Below are 17885 nucleotides of genomic sequence, written 5' to 3'. Positions count from 1 at the left end.
GGCGGGTGCTCAACCCTTGAGCCCGGCCTGGTGCGCCAGCACCGCCGCCTGCACCCGGCTGCCACACCCGGTTTTCTCGAGGATCGACCGGACATGGGTCTTGACCGTCCCCACGCCGATGCCGAGCCGCTTGCCGATCTCCAGGTTCGACAGCCCCTCCCCCAGCATGACCATCACCTCCCGCTCCCGGTCCGTCAGCCCCGCCACCCTGCTGTCCGGGGCGGCGGTCCCGGCCGCAGCCCCGCCGCCGCTCAACATCCGCCGGACGACGGCTCCGGTGACGCCGGGCGAGAGGACCGCGTCCCCCGCTGCCGCGGCCCGTACCGCGCTGATCAGCTCCTGCGGCCCCTCGTCCTTGAGCAGGAAGCCGGTGGCGCCGGCCCGCAGGGCCCGGGTGACGTTCTCCTCTTCGCCGAAGGTGGTGAGCATGACGACCTGCGGCTTGGGGTCGAGGGCGACCAGCGGTTCGACGGCCGCGAGCCCGTCGAGCACGGGCATACGGATGTCGAGGAGCACCACGTCGGGCCGGTCCTCGGCGGCGAGCCGGATGGCCTCGGCGCCGTTGACGGCCTCGCCCACCACCTCGATGCCGTCGGCGTGCCGGAGGATCAGCCGGACGCAGTGCCGGATCATCTCCTCGTCGTCGGCGAGCAGCACCCGGATCGCGGAACCCGTACCGGAGCCCGCAGAGTTGGCCTGGTCAGTCATGCGTCTTGCTCCCACGGGGCGGTTCCGTCGGCCTTTCGGTCACTATAGGGACGGTGAAACGGTCGATCGCGATCAAAATATCGGACCGGAAGCAGTAACGGACGATCTCCAACCGCCCGCCCTTGGCCACCCCGGCCCCCCACGGATACATGCAGTCCGTCGCGGAAGCCGGCCGCGGCGGCTCGCGCCCGGCAGCAGCCGCGCGCACCGCATCGTCGTCACCGGCCACGGAACGCTGCACCTGCTCCCGCGACATCCCCACCCGGGGCTTTTCGGGGCTCCGGTACACAGGCCCGTACGCATCGACCACCAGCACGAGCCCGAACAGCATCATCACGCCCACCCCCGCCAGGCCGAGCAGCCCGGTGACGGCACCAGCAACGCGCCGCTGGAGGGTGGAGAGCCCGCTGCCGGACCCGTCGGCGACGGCTGGCCTGTTCTCGTATGACTCCACTTCCGCCGTCTCTGCGCCGTGCCCGGGATCGGCAGGAATGCCGGCCGCCACAGCGAAGCCACCACCGGGCGTCCGGCCCGCCTCCAGGTCACCCCCGAGTAGCGCCACCCGCTCCCGCAGCCCGATCAGCCCACGCCCGGTGCCGAGCCCAGTGGCGGCGGGCGGCACGAGCGGCACGCCGTTGCACACCCGCACCTCCACCCGCTCATCGCCGTGGCGGACGGCGACGGTCACATGCGCCCCGGCCGCATACCGGTGAACGTTGGTCAGCGACTCACGCACCACCCGGTGCACCGCCCGCCGCACCCGCGCCGGCCGCGCATCGACATCCGGCCCCTCCCAAGAGAACTTGACGGGAATACCGCCACTGCGCGACTCCTCGACCAGCGCCTCGACATCCACGCGCGTACCCGTCGCATCGGTCAGCGCATCGGTGCCGGTATCCCGCTCCAACGGACCGAGGACCCCCAGCACCTCCCGCAGCTCCTGCATCGCATCACGGGCGGCACGGCCCACCACAGCGGCCTCGTCCCGCAGCTCGGGCGCCTCCTTGCGCAGCACCATCTCCAGCCCGCCCGCGTGCAGGGAGACCAGGCTCAGCCGGTGCCCGACCAGATCGTGCATCTCCGCGGCGATACGCGACCGCTCGAGCACCCGCGCCTCGCTGTCCGCCAGCCGCCGCGCCTCCTCCGCAGCAGCAGTACGCTCCCGCAACGCCCGCAACAGCCGGTCCTGCTGCCCCGCGGCGGTACCAACCAGCCCAGGCACCACGACCGTGGTCACGGCAAGCACCGCACCCAGCGCAAGACCGAACGACCAACTGCCCGGCCCCAGCACGGGAGTGAACACCGCACATGTCACCATCACCAAGGCAGCCGCCACCAGCAGCAGACCCACACGCCACCGCGGCGCCTCCCTCTGCCGGCTCGCGGTGTAGACGGCCACCGCTGTCAGCAGCGCCACGGACGGCACCACCCCCATCAGCGCCGCAAGCCCGACCACACTTGCCACCGGAAAACGGCGCCTCACCAACACCAGCCCGACGCCAATGAGCCCAAGGACCACCACCGCCGCCCAGCCCACCTTCAGCCTGACGTCGATTTCCGACTCACCCGTGTTGAAGAGCAGCACCAGCGCCCCGGCCAGGACCGCCTCACCCGCCGCCCGCCACAACTGCCGCCCCCGCTCCCCAGGCCCCGCGAAGGGGCTTCGGGAGCGGCGGTTCTCGATGACTGGTGGTGCGCTGGACGACATAACGCCGATTATCGGGGGCTTCGTGCGGGGGTTCCCTGCGCCTCGCGGACGATCCGCCTCTACCGAAAGGCAGAGGCCCTGCCCCCAAGCCAGAGGAACGGGTAAGAGTGCCCTCCTCGCCGGCGGGACCCCGGTTCTCCCTCGGCCAAGAGAGTGTTGATGGCAGCGAACACGCGGGTTTGCAGGTCACCGGCGAACAGCTCGGTAACGGGGGTGCGCGCGTGGTCGGGGGTCACCGGAAAGAGCTCTCCGCCCGGTGCGGCTGGCACCCGGCGAAGACCACTCGCAACAACGGCGTTGTACGGCCTCCACGGACACATCCGTCCCCGGCATCGCTCCAGGATCTCCGCCCAGCGGTGCAGGACGAGGAAAGCGGTGGCGTCGGCCTGCGCCTGGACCAGCTCGCTCAGGGCGTCAACGAAGGGCTGCGCGACGGTGCCAGCGGGCATTGCTGCCGCCGCCGCGCGGCTGTCACCGTCGAGCAGGACCAGTAGCCAGTCACGGACGGCGCTGGCGAAGCCGGCGGGCAGTTCGCTGGTGCGGTGGTCGGCCCAGGAGCGGATGGCCAAGGCGCTGTCGTCGTCCAGAAGGTCCAGATCGGCAAGTACCTCGGCGACCCGGTAGCTGGAAGCATGTCGCGGTATTCGCGTACGGATTTCGGTGACCCTCACGGGCACGCCGGGCTCCGCGCCGCTCACGCTCCCGGACGGCGATGACAGCCGGGAGACCAGGGCTCCGTCGTTCTCGCGGAGTGTCCGGGTTGATCATGTGATGCCCAGGGGACCGGGCCGAACCGGGCCCGCTCGGGATCCGGCGGTCGTCGGCCACGCTGCGGCCCACGCCGCGGCCGTCATGTCACAGCTGCTTCGGCGCGGCCCTGCTCTCCTTGGCCAGGTTCGAGTTCCGGTACGAGTACCCGAAATAGATCACCAGGCCGATCACGAGCCACACCGCGAAACGGAGCCAGGTCTGCCACGCGAGGAACGTGATCAGCCAAAGCGAGAACACGACACCGATCGCCGGCACGAACGGCATCCCGGGCAGCGGAACTTCCGCGGCAGGTCCGGCTGCCGGTAACGCAGCACGATCACAGCGATGCACACAACGACGAACGCCAGGAGAATGCCGATGTTCGTCAGCTCCGCGGCCTCGCCGATCGGCAGGAATCCGGCGATCAGCGCGGAGCCCACCCCGACGATCCACGTCACCCGCACCGGCACATGCCGCGTCGGGTGCGTCTTCGCGAACCAGTGCGGCAGCAGCCCGTCGCGGCTCATCGAGAACCACACCCGGGTCACACCCAGCATGAACGTGAACATCACGGTGAGGATGCCGATGATCGCGCCCACCGCGATGACATTCGCGAGACCGGGCCGCCCGACCGACTCGAAGGCCGTGGAGAAGCCGCTCTCCGGGTCGATCTCCGTGTAGTTCTGCATACCCGTCAGCACCAGACAGGCCAGCACGTACAGCACCATCGAGATCGCCAGCGAATAGATGATCGCCTTCGGCATGTGGTTCTGCGCGTCCTTGGACTCCTCGGCCGCCGTCGACATGGCGTCGTACCCGAACACCGCGAAGAAGACGGTCGCCGCACCCGTGAACGCCCCGCCGATGCCGTACGGAAAGAACGGGTTGTAGTTGGAGGTGTCGATGTGGAAGAAGCCGACCACGATCACCAGCAGGACGACCAGGACCTTCAGCACCACAACGACCGTCTCGAACCGGGCGGCGTTCTTGATCCCGAGGGTGAGCAGATACGCGGTGAACAAGCACAGGATCATCGCGAACAGATCGACCTGGTGCCCCTCCCCCGTGCCCGGCGCGCCCAGCATCCACGCGGGCAGGTCCACCCCCAGCGCCCCCAGGAGGAAGCCGAAGTAGCCCGAGATTCCGATGGCGACCACCGCCACGATCGCCGTGTACTCCAGCAGCAGGTCCCAGCCGATGAACCAGCCCGCCAGCTCCCCGAGCACGGCATAGCCGTAAGGCCGAACCCGCTTTCGGGATCAGGCCCGCGAACTCGGCGTACGAGAAAGCCGCGGCCGCGCTCGCCACGCCCGCGATGAGGAACGAGACAACCACTGCGGGCCCCGCCGTACCGTTGGCGACCGCGCCGGCGAGGGCGAAGATCCCAGCACCGATGATGCCGCCGACACCGATGGCCGTCAGCTGCCACAGGCCGAGAGTTCTGGTGAGCTGCTCGCTCGGAGCGCCTTCTTCGATCTGTTCGATGGGCTTGCGGCGCAGTACGCCCTGTCCCATCCGGAGCCCTGCCATGAGTCACTTCTTCGCATACTGCGGTCGGCCGATGGCGGCTCATGATGGCCCAGGTCAGGCGGTGGCGGAAGACGACATGCGGTGTCGCCGAGGTGAGGTTTCCGGGAGAGTTGCGAAACCACCGTCACGGCCCGGTGCCAGGTCTCCCAGCCGCACCGCGCAGACGAGGACGATCCGTGACCAGCTGCGGCGACGGATCCGTACGAACCTTGGTCGCTGCCCTGTCCCGTGACCCTGATCGTCGACTCGCAGTCGGTGAATGTACGAAGCCCGCTGCCGTGCCCAGCACAACCATCCGGCGGCGGGACCGGTCTAACCCTCATGCGGAAACGTCTGGTCGCCGGTCTCGTCCTCTCCCTCCTGACTGCCTGCGGGGCGCCGGGACCGGGGCCCGCCGAACCCACAACGACATCGAGACCGAGCACGCCCGTGCCTTCCGCGCCCTCCACGCCCTCCGTGTACTCCGACTTCGACGGCGACGGTGTAAGCGATCTCGTCATCACCGACACCTCGGCCACGGTCAACGGCAAGTACGCTGCCGGTTACGCGGCCGTCGTGCACGGCTCGTCCTCATCCTCGGCCGACGGTCCGAACCTCGAGCGACAGCAGGTGATCACGCAGAACAGCCTGAACCTGGGGAAGGCCGGCCAGGGGGGCTTCTTCGGCACCGGCACCGTCTCCGCCGACCTCGACAGCGACGGTCTGGCCGATCTCATCGCCCAGGCGGGCCGCAACACAGTTTTCGTCATCTGGGGCGGCAAGGACAAGCTCGCTGGCGCGGCGCGGCAGGCCGGCCGCGCGCCACTCGCAGGAGACTTCGACGGCGACGGTTACGCCGACCTCGTCACCGCGGGCGGAACACCGTCCACGGCCACCCTCTCCTACGGTCCCTTCACTCGGACGGGCATACCCAGCCGTACGAAGGCCCTCGACCTCGCCCCCGACGACCCGACGTACTACACGGCCGAACCCACCGCCGTCGGGGACATGACCGGCGATGGCCGGGACGATCTCGTCGTCACCTGGTCGCATGTGTTCGCGGATGAGATCCCCGTTCCGCGCGCCACCGTCGTGTACCGCGGGACCGCCGACGGACTGTCGGCCGCGGGCCCCCGCCTCAAGGACGGGCGGGGCAAGGACATGTTCGGCTCGCACACCCTCACGGCCGATGTGAACAAGGACGGCCACGACGATGTGATCGTCGGCCTCACCTGCGAGATCCTCGGCGAGGTGGCAACTCCTGCCGGTGGCAGTCGGCTGATGATCTCGTACGGCGGTCCTGAGGGCGCGAGCAGCGAGTTGAAGCCGGTGACGATCAACGAGAAGACACCAGGACTGCCCGGCTCGCCCAGTTCCTCATCCTGCGGCTTCGGGTTCGCGCCGGCGACGGGGGACGTGAACGGCGACGGTTACGCCGATGTGGCGTTCGCCGCACCAACCTCGGACAACACCACCACGTCCGCGGACAACACCTTTGATGTCCTGGTGCTGCGCGGCGGCCCGGAAGGGCTGACCGGCAAGGGCGCCCAGAACGTTCCGGGCTTCCCCGCCACGGTCCGGGTGGCGCTGCTGGACCTGAATGGGGACCGCGCGGCGGAGCTGGCGATCGGCACGGTGAACTCGCGTTCGACCGACGACCATGTACGGATCCTGCGCGGCGGCCCCTCAGGCGTCGACACCACCTCCCGGCCGACCCTGATCGGCCCGGAGGATCTGAGGCTGAAACCGGTGCCGGGCGACAGATTCGGCTCGGGCTTCGGTCACTGAGCACAGACAAAGCGCGGAGCGCTGGGACACCATGTGGCGACTGGGACCGGCGATATGGGCGGGGTGGACGGGTCGTGGTAGATCGGCGACGAACCGGGCCAGGTGGTCCTGGGGGCGCCGGACTGGATCTCCGGGAGGGTGCCGTCGGCGTCAACCAAGTAGGCGAGTACGCGACGGTGCCGCTGCCAGTCCAGCGGCCATGCGCAGTTCCAGTCCGGGTCGATCGCGGCGAGCTTGGCGCGGTCCTCAGCTCGCTCCGAGTCCTGCCGAGGCCTCTCTTCCTGCGGAGTCGGCCATGTGCTGCCCGATGGGCACCAGCTCGTTGTCGTCCTCGCCCCAGACGGCGTCCTGACGCGGGGCCAGGTACCCGAGAATTCACCGAAGTAGCATTGCCGATACCTCACGGCAAATTGTATTGCCGTAGCCATGACAGCACGAGAGACTCTCGTCGTCCGCCGCCATGTCGATTTCGGTCGACTGGCCAGCGGTCTGTGTACCGCCGCCTCGGCGTGACAGCCTCGACCGACTGCCGTCTGACCAAACAGTAATCCGGCGCTCGAACGCCATATCGCTACCGGATCTTCCGGAAGTCCTCCTGCCCTCAAGCATCTTCGCCCGCACGCCTGTTACGGCATACCAAGGAGGCGTCGGCGACCAGTTGCTGCTCGGGGGGCAACACAGTGACGGTCCCAGGAAACACCTGATCCGGATTCTCATCGAGCCTTTTCCAACCTCAGGCTGGCGCAAGGTGAAGCGCGAGGATGGCCTGGACGATGCCGGTGATGCGGGTGGTGCTGCAGCGGAGTTTCCGCAGGAGGCGCCAGGCCTTGAGGGTGGCCATGGCCTGCTCGCCGAGGGCGCGGATGCGGGCATGGGCGACGTTGACGCCTTGCTGTCCGGTGGAGAGGTTGCGGTGCTTGCCGCGGAAGGGCACCCGTACGGTGCCGCCGGCGCCCTGGTAGCCCTTGTCAGCCCAGCAGGCCAGGTCGGCCTTGGCCAGGGCGTCGATGATCCCGTGGGTGCGGGCGGCCTTGATGTCGTGGATAGCGCCGGGCAGCGCGGCCGAGGCCCACAGCAGGCGGCCGAACGGATCGGTGAGGGCTTGGACGTTCATGCCGTGCTTCTTGTGCTTGCCGCTGTAGAAGGGCCGGTTGGCGGCGATCCGGTCGATCGGCAGCAAGGTGCCGTCGAGGATGACGTACGCCTTCCTGGCCGCGGCGCGGACCGCCTCGGCCAGGGTGGGGGCGAGCGCAGCCAGCAGCTCGACGGCCTCGACCACGTACCGGTAGGCGGTGGTGGTGCCGACTCCGAACCCGGCCGCGAGCTGGGCGTAGGTGTGCCCGCACCGCAGATGGGCGGGGGCGAGCAGCGCCTGGCGTCCAGCGGTCAGGCGCCGCCATCGGGTCCCGCGCTCGTTGCGCCGAGCGCGCAGCTGCTCGGACAGCAGGCGCAGGGCCGAGGTGGACACGTCAATGCCGGACGGGTAGACAAGCACATGAAGCCCCTGGTGGAGACGGTTCTCTTGGTCGAAAACTCATCTACCAGGGGCTTCACCCGCCTGTCAGCCCAACTGCCCAATCCACCCAGCAGGTTGGAAGAGGCTGATTGAATGCCGTTGGAGGCAAAGGCGTCAGGTTCGGATTTCGTCGGCAGGAAGCGCGTGGCGCCTGGATCTGCCGAGCGCTCGTGTCGCCGTCACAGTCGACCGACGGCTACCCCCATGGTGTCGCCGGCGCCGACGGTGATGGGGGTCACGGCGTTGGTTGCGGTGTTGATCGCGAACACGGTTCCCTGGGGTGTCCCGTTGCCGTAGGAGCCGACCACGTAGGCGCTCTTGCCGTCGGGGGTGAGGGCCACCTCTGCGGGACGGAAGTACCTGCCTGACCCGGTGTCCGGCGGGATGTCGCCGATGGGGATGGTCTTGGTGACCTTGTCAGTGGTCAGGTTGATCACCGACACCTTGCCCTGCCTGATCTTGTTGTCGACGCCGACCACGTAGGCCCGCTTGCCGTTGGGGCTGATCGTCAGCCCGCCCGTGCCGGCACCGGGGATGGTGCGGACGATCTTCTGCTTCACGAGGTTGACCACCGAGACGGTGCTGCTGTTCCCGGTCACGTAAAGGCGCTTGCCGTCAGGGGTGACCGCCATGCCGTTGGCCGCTTCGTTGAGGCGGATGGTGGCGATGACCTGGTTGTCGGCGGTGTTGATCACGGACAGGCTGCCCTTGCTGTCGGCCACGTAGAGGCGCTTGCCGCCGGGATTGATCACCACCTGGTCGGGCCTGCTGGTCTTGATGGTGGCGGAGACCTGGTTGGTGGCGGTGTCGATCACCGACACCTTGTCCCCGTCGAAGGGGTTCTGCACGGCCACGTAGACGTGCTTGCCGTCCGGGGCGATCGCTTCGCCGTAGAGGAGGTCGGGAGAGAGTTCGTCCTTGTCGAAGGGGATGTCCGTGACGCTCTTCTTGGCGATGTTGACCGCCGACACGTACTTGGGGGGTCACCTCAAACGTTGTCGCCACGGCTCCGGGTAGAGGGTGAAGGTCAGATTGATCCTCTGGGTGTCGTCCCCGATCAGCTGCGCGCACCGCAGTTCCGTGGCGCGGCCGGAAGTACGCTCCGGGCGACTTCGCCGGCAGCGTGTGCACCCGCGCTAAAGACGCAGGTCACGCAGTCCGCTCCCCGCCCCCGCGGGGATGGTCCCGAATCTCCGGCACAGCTCACAAGGCAGCCTTCACCGCCGTCCAGTGCTGCTCGCTTTCCCCATTGATCTCGTCGAACTCGAGCTCGAGGCTGTCGGGCAGTAGAGGCTCCAGCGCGAAGCCGGGCGCGATCCGCGGTCGGATGGTTCCTGAGCCGTCCACGATGAACAGCAGCCCGTCCCGGCTTTGGACGTCGGAGCATCTCCAGATGCCGACACCCCGGTCGACATCCCCGCGTGAGTCCACGCAATAGTCCGAGTCCGCGGAACTGCGCAGCAGGCCGCTGGAGTCCAGGCTCCACAGCTGGGTCGGGGCGCCGGTGCAGCCCGCGGAGACGACGTCCGTGTAGTTCTCCAGCACGCCGCCCTCGACGGCCAGACACAGCCCGGAGTCATCGTTGACGATCCGGGTATATCCCCCTCCTGCAACGATGGGCACCGGGCGCAGTACTGGGACCTTCGACGGGGCGGGAGGCTTTGGCTTGGGGGCCACCTTGCTCGGGACCTTGGTGGTCGCACTCGCGGAGGGTGCGGGAGACTTCGACGGTGTCGGAGTGGGGCTGGTCGACATGTTGGGTACAGGGATCGCCGGTATGGTCGGGACGTCCTGCACTGGTGGCTCCTCCGAGCGGTCAGGCGCCGCTCCGGAGCCCGCCCCGATGCTTCCTGGCTGCATTCCGACGACGGCGATCGTGAGCGCCGCCGCCGCCACCGCTACGGCGACGAGCACCAGCGGCAGCGACGGACCGTTCTCGCGCCTGCGCGAACCCGTCCCGCCCACTGCGGTTGCCGGTACGGGCGTTGATGACCCGCTGGGCGGCCTGAGCAAGACCTCGCCGAGCAGGCCGCGTACCTGCGTACGCGCCGCGTACGCCGCCCCTCCCCAGCGTAGCAACCCCTGCGCCAGCGCGGTCCTCGGATCGTCCGTCATCCGTTTCAGCTCCGCGACCAGTTCGGGGCAGCTGGGGCACTCATCAAGGTGCTCCGCCAGGTCCTGGCTGTAGCGCCCGTCTCCCGGCTGTGCCGCCGCCTCGATGATGCGGCGGAAACCAAGACACCGCCGGTCGCCGCTGCTCTCCACATGCGCCTGGATGTATGCCTGGCGCATGGCGTCCTGGGCCCTGGTGCGCAACTCGGGGACGACGGCGGGCTCGACCTGGAGGAAAGTGGCGACGGTCGCGTCTGGCTCGTCGTCCACGACGGCGTGCCAGAGGACGCACTGCGTCGCCTCGGCAAGCCAGTAGAAGCCGGTGAGCATCGCAGACGACGACGCTCCTGCGTGCTGCGGGTGGGAGGCGTTCGGGTCGATCGAATCGGCGGCTTCGTCGAGCCATGTGGCGAAGTCAGGTTCGAGCACATGTCTGCGCTTGCCGGAGGCCCACGTGAGAGCAACCCGCTGCACGAGCATCAGCAGATGGTGCCGCCAGGTCCCGCGGGGCTCGATTCCCCGGCACGCCTCCTGCGCGGCGAGCTGGATCGCCTGGGCGGCCAGCTGGTTCCCGGCCGCCCACGTGCGCGCGCAGAGCCGCGCGTACGTGAGGACTGTCGGCAGATGACGGCGCTTGAGCTCCTGCGCGGCCGGGTACGCGGCAGGCGCACCTGAGCGGATCCGTTCCATGAGCTTCGCGTCCGACAGACCCGCGAACGTCGCGTCCCCGTCTGCGGTACCCCAGACGTCAGGGTGGAACTTTGGCACCCACTGACTCCTCACGTACTACGGCTGTGCGACCACCCCTGACGAGGCCGAACCACAGCTGGTGTTGCTTGCGCGAATCAAGAGTCAATAGTGCGCCAGCGGTCACAACGGGGAAAGATGTTTCCGTCGGTAAGTAGTCAGGAAGGCTCTGATCAGTGGACGAGAAGAGGCAGATCCAGGCCCTGGATCGATCCCAGCCGGTGCTGCCGACGATGCCGGGCATGCCCGAGCGGCGCACCCACGACTACTACCGGCACGACATCAGCCTGTTCGCAGCCTTCAACATCACCGCCGACGCAGGCTACGACGTTACCCGGCTGGCCTTAGGGCCCGTAAAGAATCAAGGTGAGGGTTTTGCCTGTGTTGCGAGGGCGGCGCCGTGTGCCGCGGCGTAGACGAAGAGGCCGGTGAGGGTGGTCAGGTGTGCCGCTGCGGGGCCGAGGGTGTGTCCGTGCTGGTCCATGAGGTGTCTGATCTCGCCGGTGGCGTCGCGGATGGTGTCCTTACTGACGGTGAACAGGCGGGCGAGCACGGTGGGCGGCAGGGCGAGGTGCTGTTGCAGCACAGTGGCCAGGACTCGGTCGGCCAGGTCCAGTTTGGCCTTGCGGCCGCCGCCAGGGGCCCGGCGCCGTTCGCCGCCATCGCGCCGGGTGGTGCGGTCCGGTGCGTGCAGCGCCTGCCATTCGGTGGCCAGGGCCTCGGCCAGCGCGGTCAGTGCGGTGCTGGTCATGCCGGTCAGGGCGGGGTGCGACAGTGCCCCGCAGTCGAGGCCGGCGGCAGGGCCGCCGGAGTGCGCCGGCTCGGCGGTCCGGGGGTGCACGGTGTAGTTCCATTCCCCGTGGAAGGCATGGCCGGTCAATGGCACCGCGTTCAGTTCGACGTCGCTGACCTTCACCCCGGTGGGGTAGCTGCCGGGGTCCATTTCGGCGTGGACGGTCAGGCCGGTGCGTGTGTTGGTCGCGGCGATGGTCTGCACGATGACCTCGTAGCTGGTCAGCGGGCGGCCGCGCCAGTTCATCGTGATCGCGGAGAACAGCCGGTGCTCGATCCGGTTCCATTTCGATGTGCCCGGAGGCATGTGGCAGACAGTGACGGCCAGGCCCGTCTCGGCGGCGAATGATGCGAGTTCGGTCTTCCAGGCGCGGGTGCGGTAGCCGTTAGAACCGCCGGCATCGGCGGTGATCAGCAGCCGTGTCGCCTGCGGGTAGGCAGCGTGGCCCTGGCCGTGCCACCAGCGGCGGATCGATTCGACCGCGAAGGCCGCGGTGTCGTGATCGGTACCGACGTTGACCCAGCCGGTGTTCGCCGCCAGGTCGTAGATGCCGTAAGGCAGGGCCTTGCCCAGCGCGTCACCGGGGAATTCATGGACGTCGACCCGCACCGGATCACCGGCCGGCCGCCACTCGCGTCCGGCATTCTTGAACTCCCCGACGACTTCCTTCTTTTTCGTGTCCACGCTGACCACCGGCTCGCCACCCGCCTGATGGTCCTTGACCCGGTCGTTGATGTACCGGAACTGCGTGTCCCGGTCGGGGTGCTGAGCGCCCTCAAGGGTCTTGGCATTGGCCTGCAGGCTGAAACCGTTCTCCCGCAGCAGCCTGCCCACGGTCGGCGCTGACGCGGCATGGCCCTGCCGGGTGAGCTCCCCGGCCAGAGACCGCAGCGACTTCGTCGTCCACCGCAGCGGCGACATCGGATCGCCCCGCTCGTCCGGCTCGACCAGCGCCAGCAACGCCGGAACCAGCAGCGGGTCAAGCTCCTCGGCGTTCTTGCGACCGCCGCCGTCCCGGCGGACCCGGCCATCGGGCAACGGGCCCTCGCAGCCCTCCAGCTCGAAGACCCCCTTCCGCACCGTCGTCTCGCTCACCCCCGCGGCACGCGCGACGGCCCGGACCCCGCCGTGCCCCAGCAGCCGGGCCTCGGCGGCCAGCGCCAGCCGCTGCTGCCGCTCATTCAGATGAGGGAACAACACTCCGAATCTCAGGGCAAGTTGGTCACGAACCTCGCTCGGTATGCGCATACCACACCAACGACAGTGAGACCGTGAAGCAACGTGTTGATTCTTTACGGGCCCTTAGCTTGGCGTTTATCGTCTGTGGTCGAACATGGCCTCGAACTTGCTGGAGTTTTCGGCTGAGTGCCAGACGTGAGAGCGGCCTTCGCCTGATTCTGTGCTTCGTCACAGAGGCACTTGACCAGTACGAAGGCCGGAGCGATGAGTCTGCTGCAGCGGGGTGTCCCGCGGGATGCGTTTGCCGAACTGTCGTGGTTCCGGACGGAGTTCTATGCGTGCCTGACCGAGCGGCGCGACGCGTTGTTCGAGCTGGGTGACGCCTTGTTGTGTGTGGACGGTCCGGTGAAGACGTTGGTCGAGTTGTCCCTGGCGCCTGAGCACCGCCGCGGGCATGGTGCGTTGTACGGGGGGCTGAACCGCGGGCATCTGGATGTGGCACGGCTGCGCAGGGCGCTGGCGGGACTGCCGCTTCCCCGGACGGCTGAGGGGCGGTTGGTCCTGGCGGTCGATGTCAGCAACTGGCTGCGGCCGGATGCGAATACCAGCCCGGATCGGCTGTTCTGCCACACATACGGTCGGGGCAGGGGCTCGGCCCAGATGATCCCCGGGTGGCCCTACTCCTTCGTCGCTGCCCTGGAGCCGGGGCGGACTTCGTGGACTGCCATGCTGGACGTGGCCCGGCTGTGTCCGTGGGACGACGAGATCGCCGTCACCGCCGTCCAGGTCAGGGAAGTGTTCCAGCGGCTGTATGTGGCAGGCCAGTGGCAGATCGGCGACCCGCCCGTCCTGGTCGTCGTCGATGCTGGCTATGACGTGACCCGCCTGGCTTTCCTGCTCGCGGAGCTGCCCGTGGAGCTGCTGGGCCGGATGCGTTCGGACCGCGTCCTGTACTTCCCGCCCCCGCCTCAGCCGGCGGGCAAACGCGGGCGCAAGCCCAAGCGCGGGGCGGAGTTCAAGTTCGAGGATCCGGCCACCCAGCCTGTCCCGTCCGTCACCACGCTGACCGACACCACCCACTACGGGAAGGCCGTCGCCACTGCCTGGGACCGTCTGCACCCGCTGCTGGTCCGGCGCTCGGCGTGGGCCAACTACCCCGAAGGACAGCTGCCGGTCATCGAAGGCACGGTCATCCGTCTTCAGGTCGACCACCTGCGTGGCGACCGCAGCCCCAGGCCAGTCTGGCTGTGGTGGTCAGTCACCGGCGCCACCGCCGGGGATGTGGACCGGCTCTGGCAGGCATTCCTGCGCAGATTCGATCTCGAACACACCTTCAGAATGATGAAGCAGACGTTGGGCTGGACCGCTCCCAAACTCCGTGCGCCAGCCGCCGCCGACCGCTGGACCTGGCTGGTCATTGCCGCCCACACCCAACTCCGCCTCGCCCGGCCCCTCGCAGAAGACCTCCGCAAGCCCTGGGAACGGCCCGCACGCTCAGGGCGCCTCACACCTGCGCGTGTCCGTCGAGGATTTCGCCGCCTCCACGGGAAAACCCCTCAGCCGGCCGGTGCACCGAAAACGAGCACCGCAGGCCCCGGCCGACCAACCGGCATGAAGAACAAGCACCGCGCACGCCAGCACCCCGTCGGGAAACAGGGCAAACCGAACCTCGCGGCAGCCATCACGAACAGCAACGCTGCATAAACGCCAAGGGCGTGCAGATCATTAACTCGTCTTCTTGATCTTGGTTTGGGTGGGGTTTGAAGCGAGGAACGCCGTGATGTCGGCTGGTGTGCGGAAGCGGGCGGTGGAGGCTTTGATGCGATGGCCGTGTGCTTCGAGGAGTGGGCGGACGTCCTGGCTCGCTCTGCAGATGGTCACGGCGGTGACGCCGAAGAGTTGGCCCAAGAGGTTCATGGTGGCGAGTTTGCGCAGGTGGAGCACGGTGGCCAGGATTCGGTCGGCTGGGGTGAGTTTGGCTTTGGCGCGCCTGTTCCGGGTGCGACCAGACGCTCGTGGCCACGACGTGTGCGGAGCACTTCCTCGCGTTGAATCTCCAGCGCGGGCGTCAGGGTGTCGATGAGTTGGGTGAGTTGTTGGCGGGGCATACCGGTCAGTTCAGGGTCCTGCAGTGAACGCCGCGTGAGGCGATCCAGCTTGTTCGCCGGGGTCTGGTCTGACGTGCTGTCGATCTCTGTCGCGTCCAGAGGATGCTGGGGGTGGTGAAGTCGGCCCGAAGCGCGGTCTCGTCTTTCGATCGAGCCGTTTCTTCGGGCCGCTTCCCGCACCCGGCGTGCCACTCTCATGGCACCGGGCGCTCCACAAGTCCCGCCTTGCTGTCGATGATCGTCCTCATGCCGTGGTCGGCCAGGGGGAAGGGATGGTCGCGCCCCGGTAGCGGTAGCGCGTTGTGCGCACCTTTCCGGGGTCGAACAGCGTCCGTTCCTCCCCAACCGGCCACCAACCACCCCCGCAGTCGCCGTGGAAGCGGTGCCGGTGCATGGGCAGGGCGTCGATGTCCCTGTCGGTGACCTTGATGCCGGTGGGGTACGGATTGGTGTCTAGTGCTGTGACCGCATTGGTTGGCCGGGTCGGTAGATGGAACGGTTGGATGTGCGGTGGCGTCCGTTTCGACCGTTGGGGGTGTGGTGGCTGAGCCTGTCCGTGTGCGCAGGTTGACCGACCAGGAGGGGCAGAAGCTGCAGCAGATCGTGCGTCGGGGCAGCACCAATTCGGTGCGGTTCCGGCGGGCGATGATGCTGCTGGCCTCGGCCGGCGGGAACCGGGTGCCGGTGATCGCGCAGCTGGTGCTGGCCGACGAGGACACCGTCCGGGATGTGATCCACCGGTTCAACGAGATCGGCCTGGCCTGTCTGGACCCTCGGTGGGCGGGAGGCCGTCCCCGCCTGCTCAGTCCTGACGACGAGGACTTCGTCGTCCAGACGGCCACCACCCGCCCGACCAAGCTCGGCCAGCCCTTCAGTCGCTGGTCCATCCGTAAGCTCGCCGCCTACCTGCGGCGCGTTCACGGTCGCGTGATCCGGATCGGCCGCGAGGCGTTACGGTGCTTGCTCGCCCGCCGCGGCGTGACCTTCCAGCGCACCAAGACGTGGAAGGAGTCACCGGACCCCGAGCTCGACGCTGTTCGCGGGCGGCACGATGCCCGATGACCTCTCGGTGCGTCTTGTGGACCTGGGCCCGCCGCTGCGGCACCCAAGCGGCGAACGCGGCGTCCATCTCCTCGACGGAGGAGAAGGCCCGTCCGGACAGGACGTGGTCGCGGACAATCAGGACCTGCCGCTCGACCCGGCCCTTGCCCTGCGGCCGGTAGGCAGCCAGCACATCGATGTCGAAGTCGTAGTGGCCGGCGAAGCCGACCGCTTCCGGATGCAGCGGGACCGCTTCGCCGGGGGCGACATGCCGGCGGACAACGGTCTTGGTTCGGTCGTAGACGATCGTCATCGGCACCCCGTTGAAGTGCGCGAACGCCCGCCGGTGGCAGTCGAAGAACGTCTGCAGATCCAAGCTGGTGGTGAAACAGCAGAACGGGTCACGCGAGTACGACAGCACCATGTGGAACGAGTAGACCTTCGGGATGCCCAGGTGAGCGAGGACCCGGCCCTCATCCCCCCAGTCCACCTGAGCCTGGGCCCCCGGGATCACCTCGAACCGGCGGTGCATACCCGCCAACTCCCTTGGTGTGATGCCCAGTTCTTCTGCGATCCTTGGGCGGGCTTCCTGAACGTAGAGCTTGACCCGCTGATAGTTCCCCGTGAACCCATACTCCTTGGCCAGCCGCTCGTGAATCACCGCGGCCTTCATCAAGACCTCGGCCCGCAGCATCGCGTCGATCAGCGGCGCGACCTCATCGACCACCCGTTTACGCACCGGACCGTTCGCCGTCCGGCGCGGCGGCGCAGACGACCCGTCGGCAGACAGGTACTTGCTGACCGTCCGCCAGTTCAGCCCGGTCTCTTTGGCGACCTCCGACAGGCTCATCGCCCCGGACTCCACCAGACCGCGAAAACGCCGGAGTTCAAGCCATCGCTGCGGGTCCAAGACCATGGCCAGCCCACCCCTCTCTGCAGCCTTTGGGCAACAGGCAGCAGCGTGCCGGGGACCGGCTCTCAGCACATCAAGAACTCTGTACGTTCATCCGTACGCGGCTATGCGCGTTCATGTGTACGCCGACAACCGGGCGAGTTCGGTCTTCCAGGTGCGGGTGCGATACCCGTTGGAGCCGCCCGCATCGGAGGTGATCAGCAGTCGGCCGGCCGTTGGATAGGCGGCCCGCCCGGCTCCATTCCACCAGCGGCGGATGGATTCAACGGCGAACGCGGCGGTGTCGTGGTCGGTGCCCACGTTGACCCAGCCGGTGTTCGCGGCGACGTCGTAGATGCCGTAGGGCACCGCCCTGCCTAGCTCGCGGTCGGGGAAGTCGTGGGTGTCGATCCGCACCGGCTCGCCTCTCGGCTCCCATTCACGGCCGTTGTTCTTGAAGGGGCCGACCAGTTCCTTCTTCTTCGTGTCCACACTGATCACCGGAGCCCCGCTGTCCTGGTGGTTGCGGGCCTGCTCGTTGAGGTAATGGAACTGTGCGTCCCGGTCGGGGTGCTGCTTGCCTTCCAGGGTCTTGGCATTGCTCTGCAGGCTGAAGCCCTCCTCGCGCAGGAGGTCGCCCACCGTATCCGCGGAGATCCTGTGGCCTTGCCGGGTCAGCTGCCCGGCGAGCTTGCGGGTGGATCTGGTGGTCCAGCGCAGCGGCGACATGGGATCTCCGCGGACGTCGGGCTCGACCAGCATGAGGAGTGCCTCCCGAACGGCTGGGTTCAGGTCGGCGACGCGTTTGCGGCCGCCGCCGGGCCGACGGACCCGCCCCAACGGGGCCTCTCTGGAGTCGAGTTCTCGCATCCCCGCAGACACCGTGGCCTCACGAACACCGACTGCACGAGCGACCCTTTTGATCCCGCCGTGGCCGAGGGACTGGGCCTCTGCCCCTATTAACCTCGCTGTTTCGGTTGGGGGTGATGAGGCGTCGCTGATCGTCAGCTGTCGGGTGGGCGAGTGTTTTCTCT

General features: G+C 68.1%; 9 protein-coding genes and 7 pseudogenes. 4 read left to right on the top strand and 12 right to left on the bottom strand.

The window, feature by feature from the left end; translation table 11 throughout:
• Positions 1-9: 9 nt before the first annotated feature.
• From OG883_RS40480 to OG883_RS40465, 4 genes and pseudogenes are all read right to left on the bottom strand, one after another.
• Positions 10-708 carry a response regulator transcription factor gene (locus OG883_RS40480; protein ID WP_266552162.1) on the bottom strand — a complete coding sequence of 233 codons (699 nt, stop codon included), beginning with the start codon at positions 706-708 and terminating at the stop codon, positions 10-12.
• Positions 701-2293, bottom strand: coding sequence for a sensor histidine kinase (locus OG883_RS40475; protein WP_266552160.1), 1593 nt, complete (start codon positions 2291-2293; stop codon positions 701-703). The genes OG883_RS40480 and OG883_RS40475 overlap by 8 nt, the downstream gene beginning before the upstream one ends.
• Positions 2294-2475: 182 nt before the next feature.
• Positions 2476-3087 (bottom strand): hypothetical protein, encoded by a 612-nt coding sequence (locus OG883_RS40470; protein ID WP_266552157.1) that lies wholly within the window; start codon positions 3085-3087, stop codon positions 2476-2478.
• A 184-nt stretch (positions 3088-3271) separates the two neighbouring features.
• Positions 3272-4696, bottom strand: a pseudogene (locus tag OG883_RS40465) (APC family permease).
• Between the two features lie 429 nt (positions 4697-5125).
• Here OG883_RS40465 and OG883_RS40460 point away from each other — a divergent pair.
• Positions 5126-6463, top strand: coding sequence for an FG-GAP and VCBS repeat-containing protein (locus OG883_RS40460; RefSeq protein WP_266552155.1), 1338 nt, complete (start codon positions 5126-5128; stop codon positions 6461-6463).
• A gap of 125 nt (positions 6464-6588) precedes the next feature.
• Here OG883_RS40460 and OG883_RS40455 read toward each other — a convergent pair.
• The 4 genes and pseudogenes from OG883_RS40455 to OG883_RS40440 all read right to left on the bottom strand — a co-directional run.
• Positions 6589-6832: pseudogene (locus OG883_RS40455) on the bottom strand (helicase); the annotation flags it as partial.
• Positions 6833-7196: 364 nt separating this feature from the next.
• The gene (locus OG883_RS40450) at positions 7197-7958 is read right to left on the bottom strand and encodes a transposase family protein (RefSeq protein ID WP_266552153.1); all 762 of its coding nucleotides are present in this window, start codon (positions 7956-7958) and stop codon (positions 7197-7199) included.
• A gap of 200 nt (positions 7959-8158) precedes the next feature.
• The gene (locus tag OG883_RS40445) at positions 8159-8950 is read right to left on the bottom strand and encodes a YncE family protein (protein WP_266552151.1); all 792 of its coding nucleotides are present in this window, start codon (positions 8948-8950) and stop codon (positions 8159-8161) included.
• Positions 8951-9182: 232 nt separating this feature from the next.
• A complete protein-coding gene (locus OG883_RS40440) occupies positions 9183-10859 on the bottom strand; it encodes an RICIN domain-containing protein (RefSeq protein ID WP_266552148.1) in 1677 nt (558 codons plus the stop codon).
• Positions 10860-11011: 152 nt separating this feature from the next.
• Here OG883_RS40440 and OG883_RS40435 point away from each other — a divergent pair.
• Positions 11012-11146 (top strand): annotated as a pseudogene (locus OG883_RS40435) (IS630 family transposase); the annotation flags it as partial.
• Between the two features lie 53 nt (positions 11147-11199).
• Here the strand turns inward: OG883_RS40435 and OG883_RS40430 are convergent.
• Positions 11200-12879 carry an ISAzo13 family transposase gene (locus OG883_RS40430; protein WP_266552146.1) on the bottom strand — a complete coding sequence of 560 codons (1680 nt, stop codon included), beginning with the start codon at positions 12877-12879 and terminating at the stop codon, positions 11200-11202.
• 195 nt (positions 12880-13074) lie between these two features.
• Between OG883_RS40430 and OG883_RS40425 the strand changes: the two genes are divergently transcribed.
• Complete coding sequence (locus tag OG883_RS40425; RefSeq protein ID WP_266552144.1) at positions 13075-14514, top strand: NF041680 family putative transposase; 1440 nt, start codon at positions 13075-13077, stop codon at positions 14512-14514.
• 21 nt (positions 14515-14535) lie between these two features.
• Here the strand turns inward: OG883_RS40425 and OG883_RS40420 are convergent.
• Positions 14536-14775: pseudogene (locus OG883_RS40420) on the bottom strand (transposase family protein); the annotation flags it as partial.
• A gap of 683 nt (positions 14776-15458) precedes the next feature.
• Here OG883_RS40420 and OG883_RS40415 point away from each other — a divergent pair.
• Positions 15459-15944: pseudogene (locus tag OG883_RS40415) on the top strand (transposase); the annotation flags it as partial.
• Between the two features lie 10 nt (positions 15945-15954).
• On the opposite strand, the pseudogene istA reads toward OG883_RS40415, so the two are convergent.
• Positions 15955-16875, bottom strand: a pseudogene (gene istA / locus OG883_RS40410) (IS21 family transposase); the annotation flags it as partial.
• Positions 16876-16995: 120 nt separating this feature from the next.
• Positions 16996-17811: pseudogene (locus OG883_RS40405) on the bottom strand (ISAzo13 family transposase); the annotation flags it as partial.
• Between the last annotated feature and the right edge of the window lie 74 nt (positions 17812-17885).

This window comes from Streptomyces sp. NBC_01142, assembly GCF_026341125.1.
In the GTDB taxonomy this organism is placed as follows: domain Bacteria; phylum Actinomycetota; class Actinomycetes; order Streptomycetales; family Streptomycetaceae; genus Streptomyces.
This window is presented reverse-complemented; position numbering and strand designations above follow the sequence as displayed.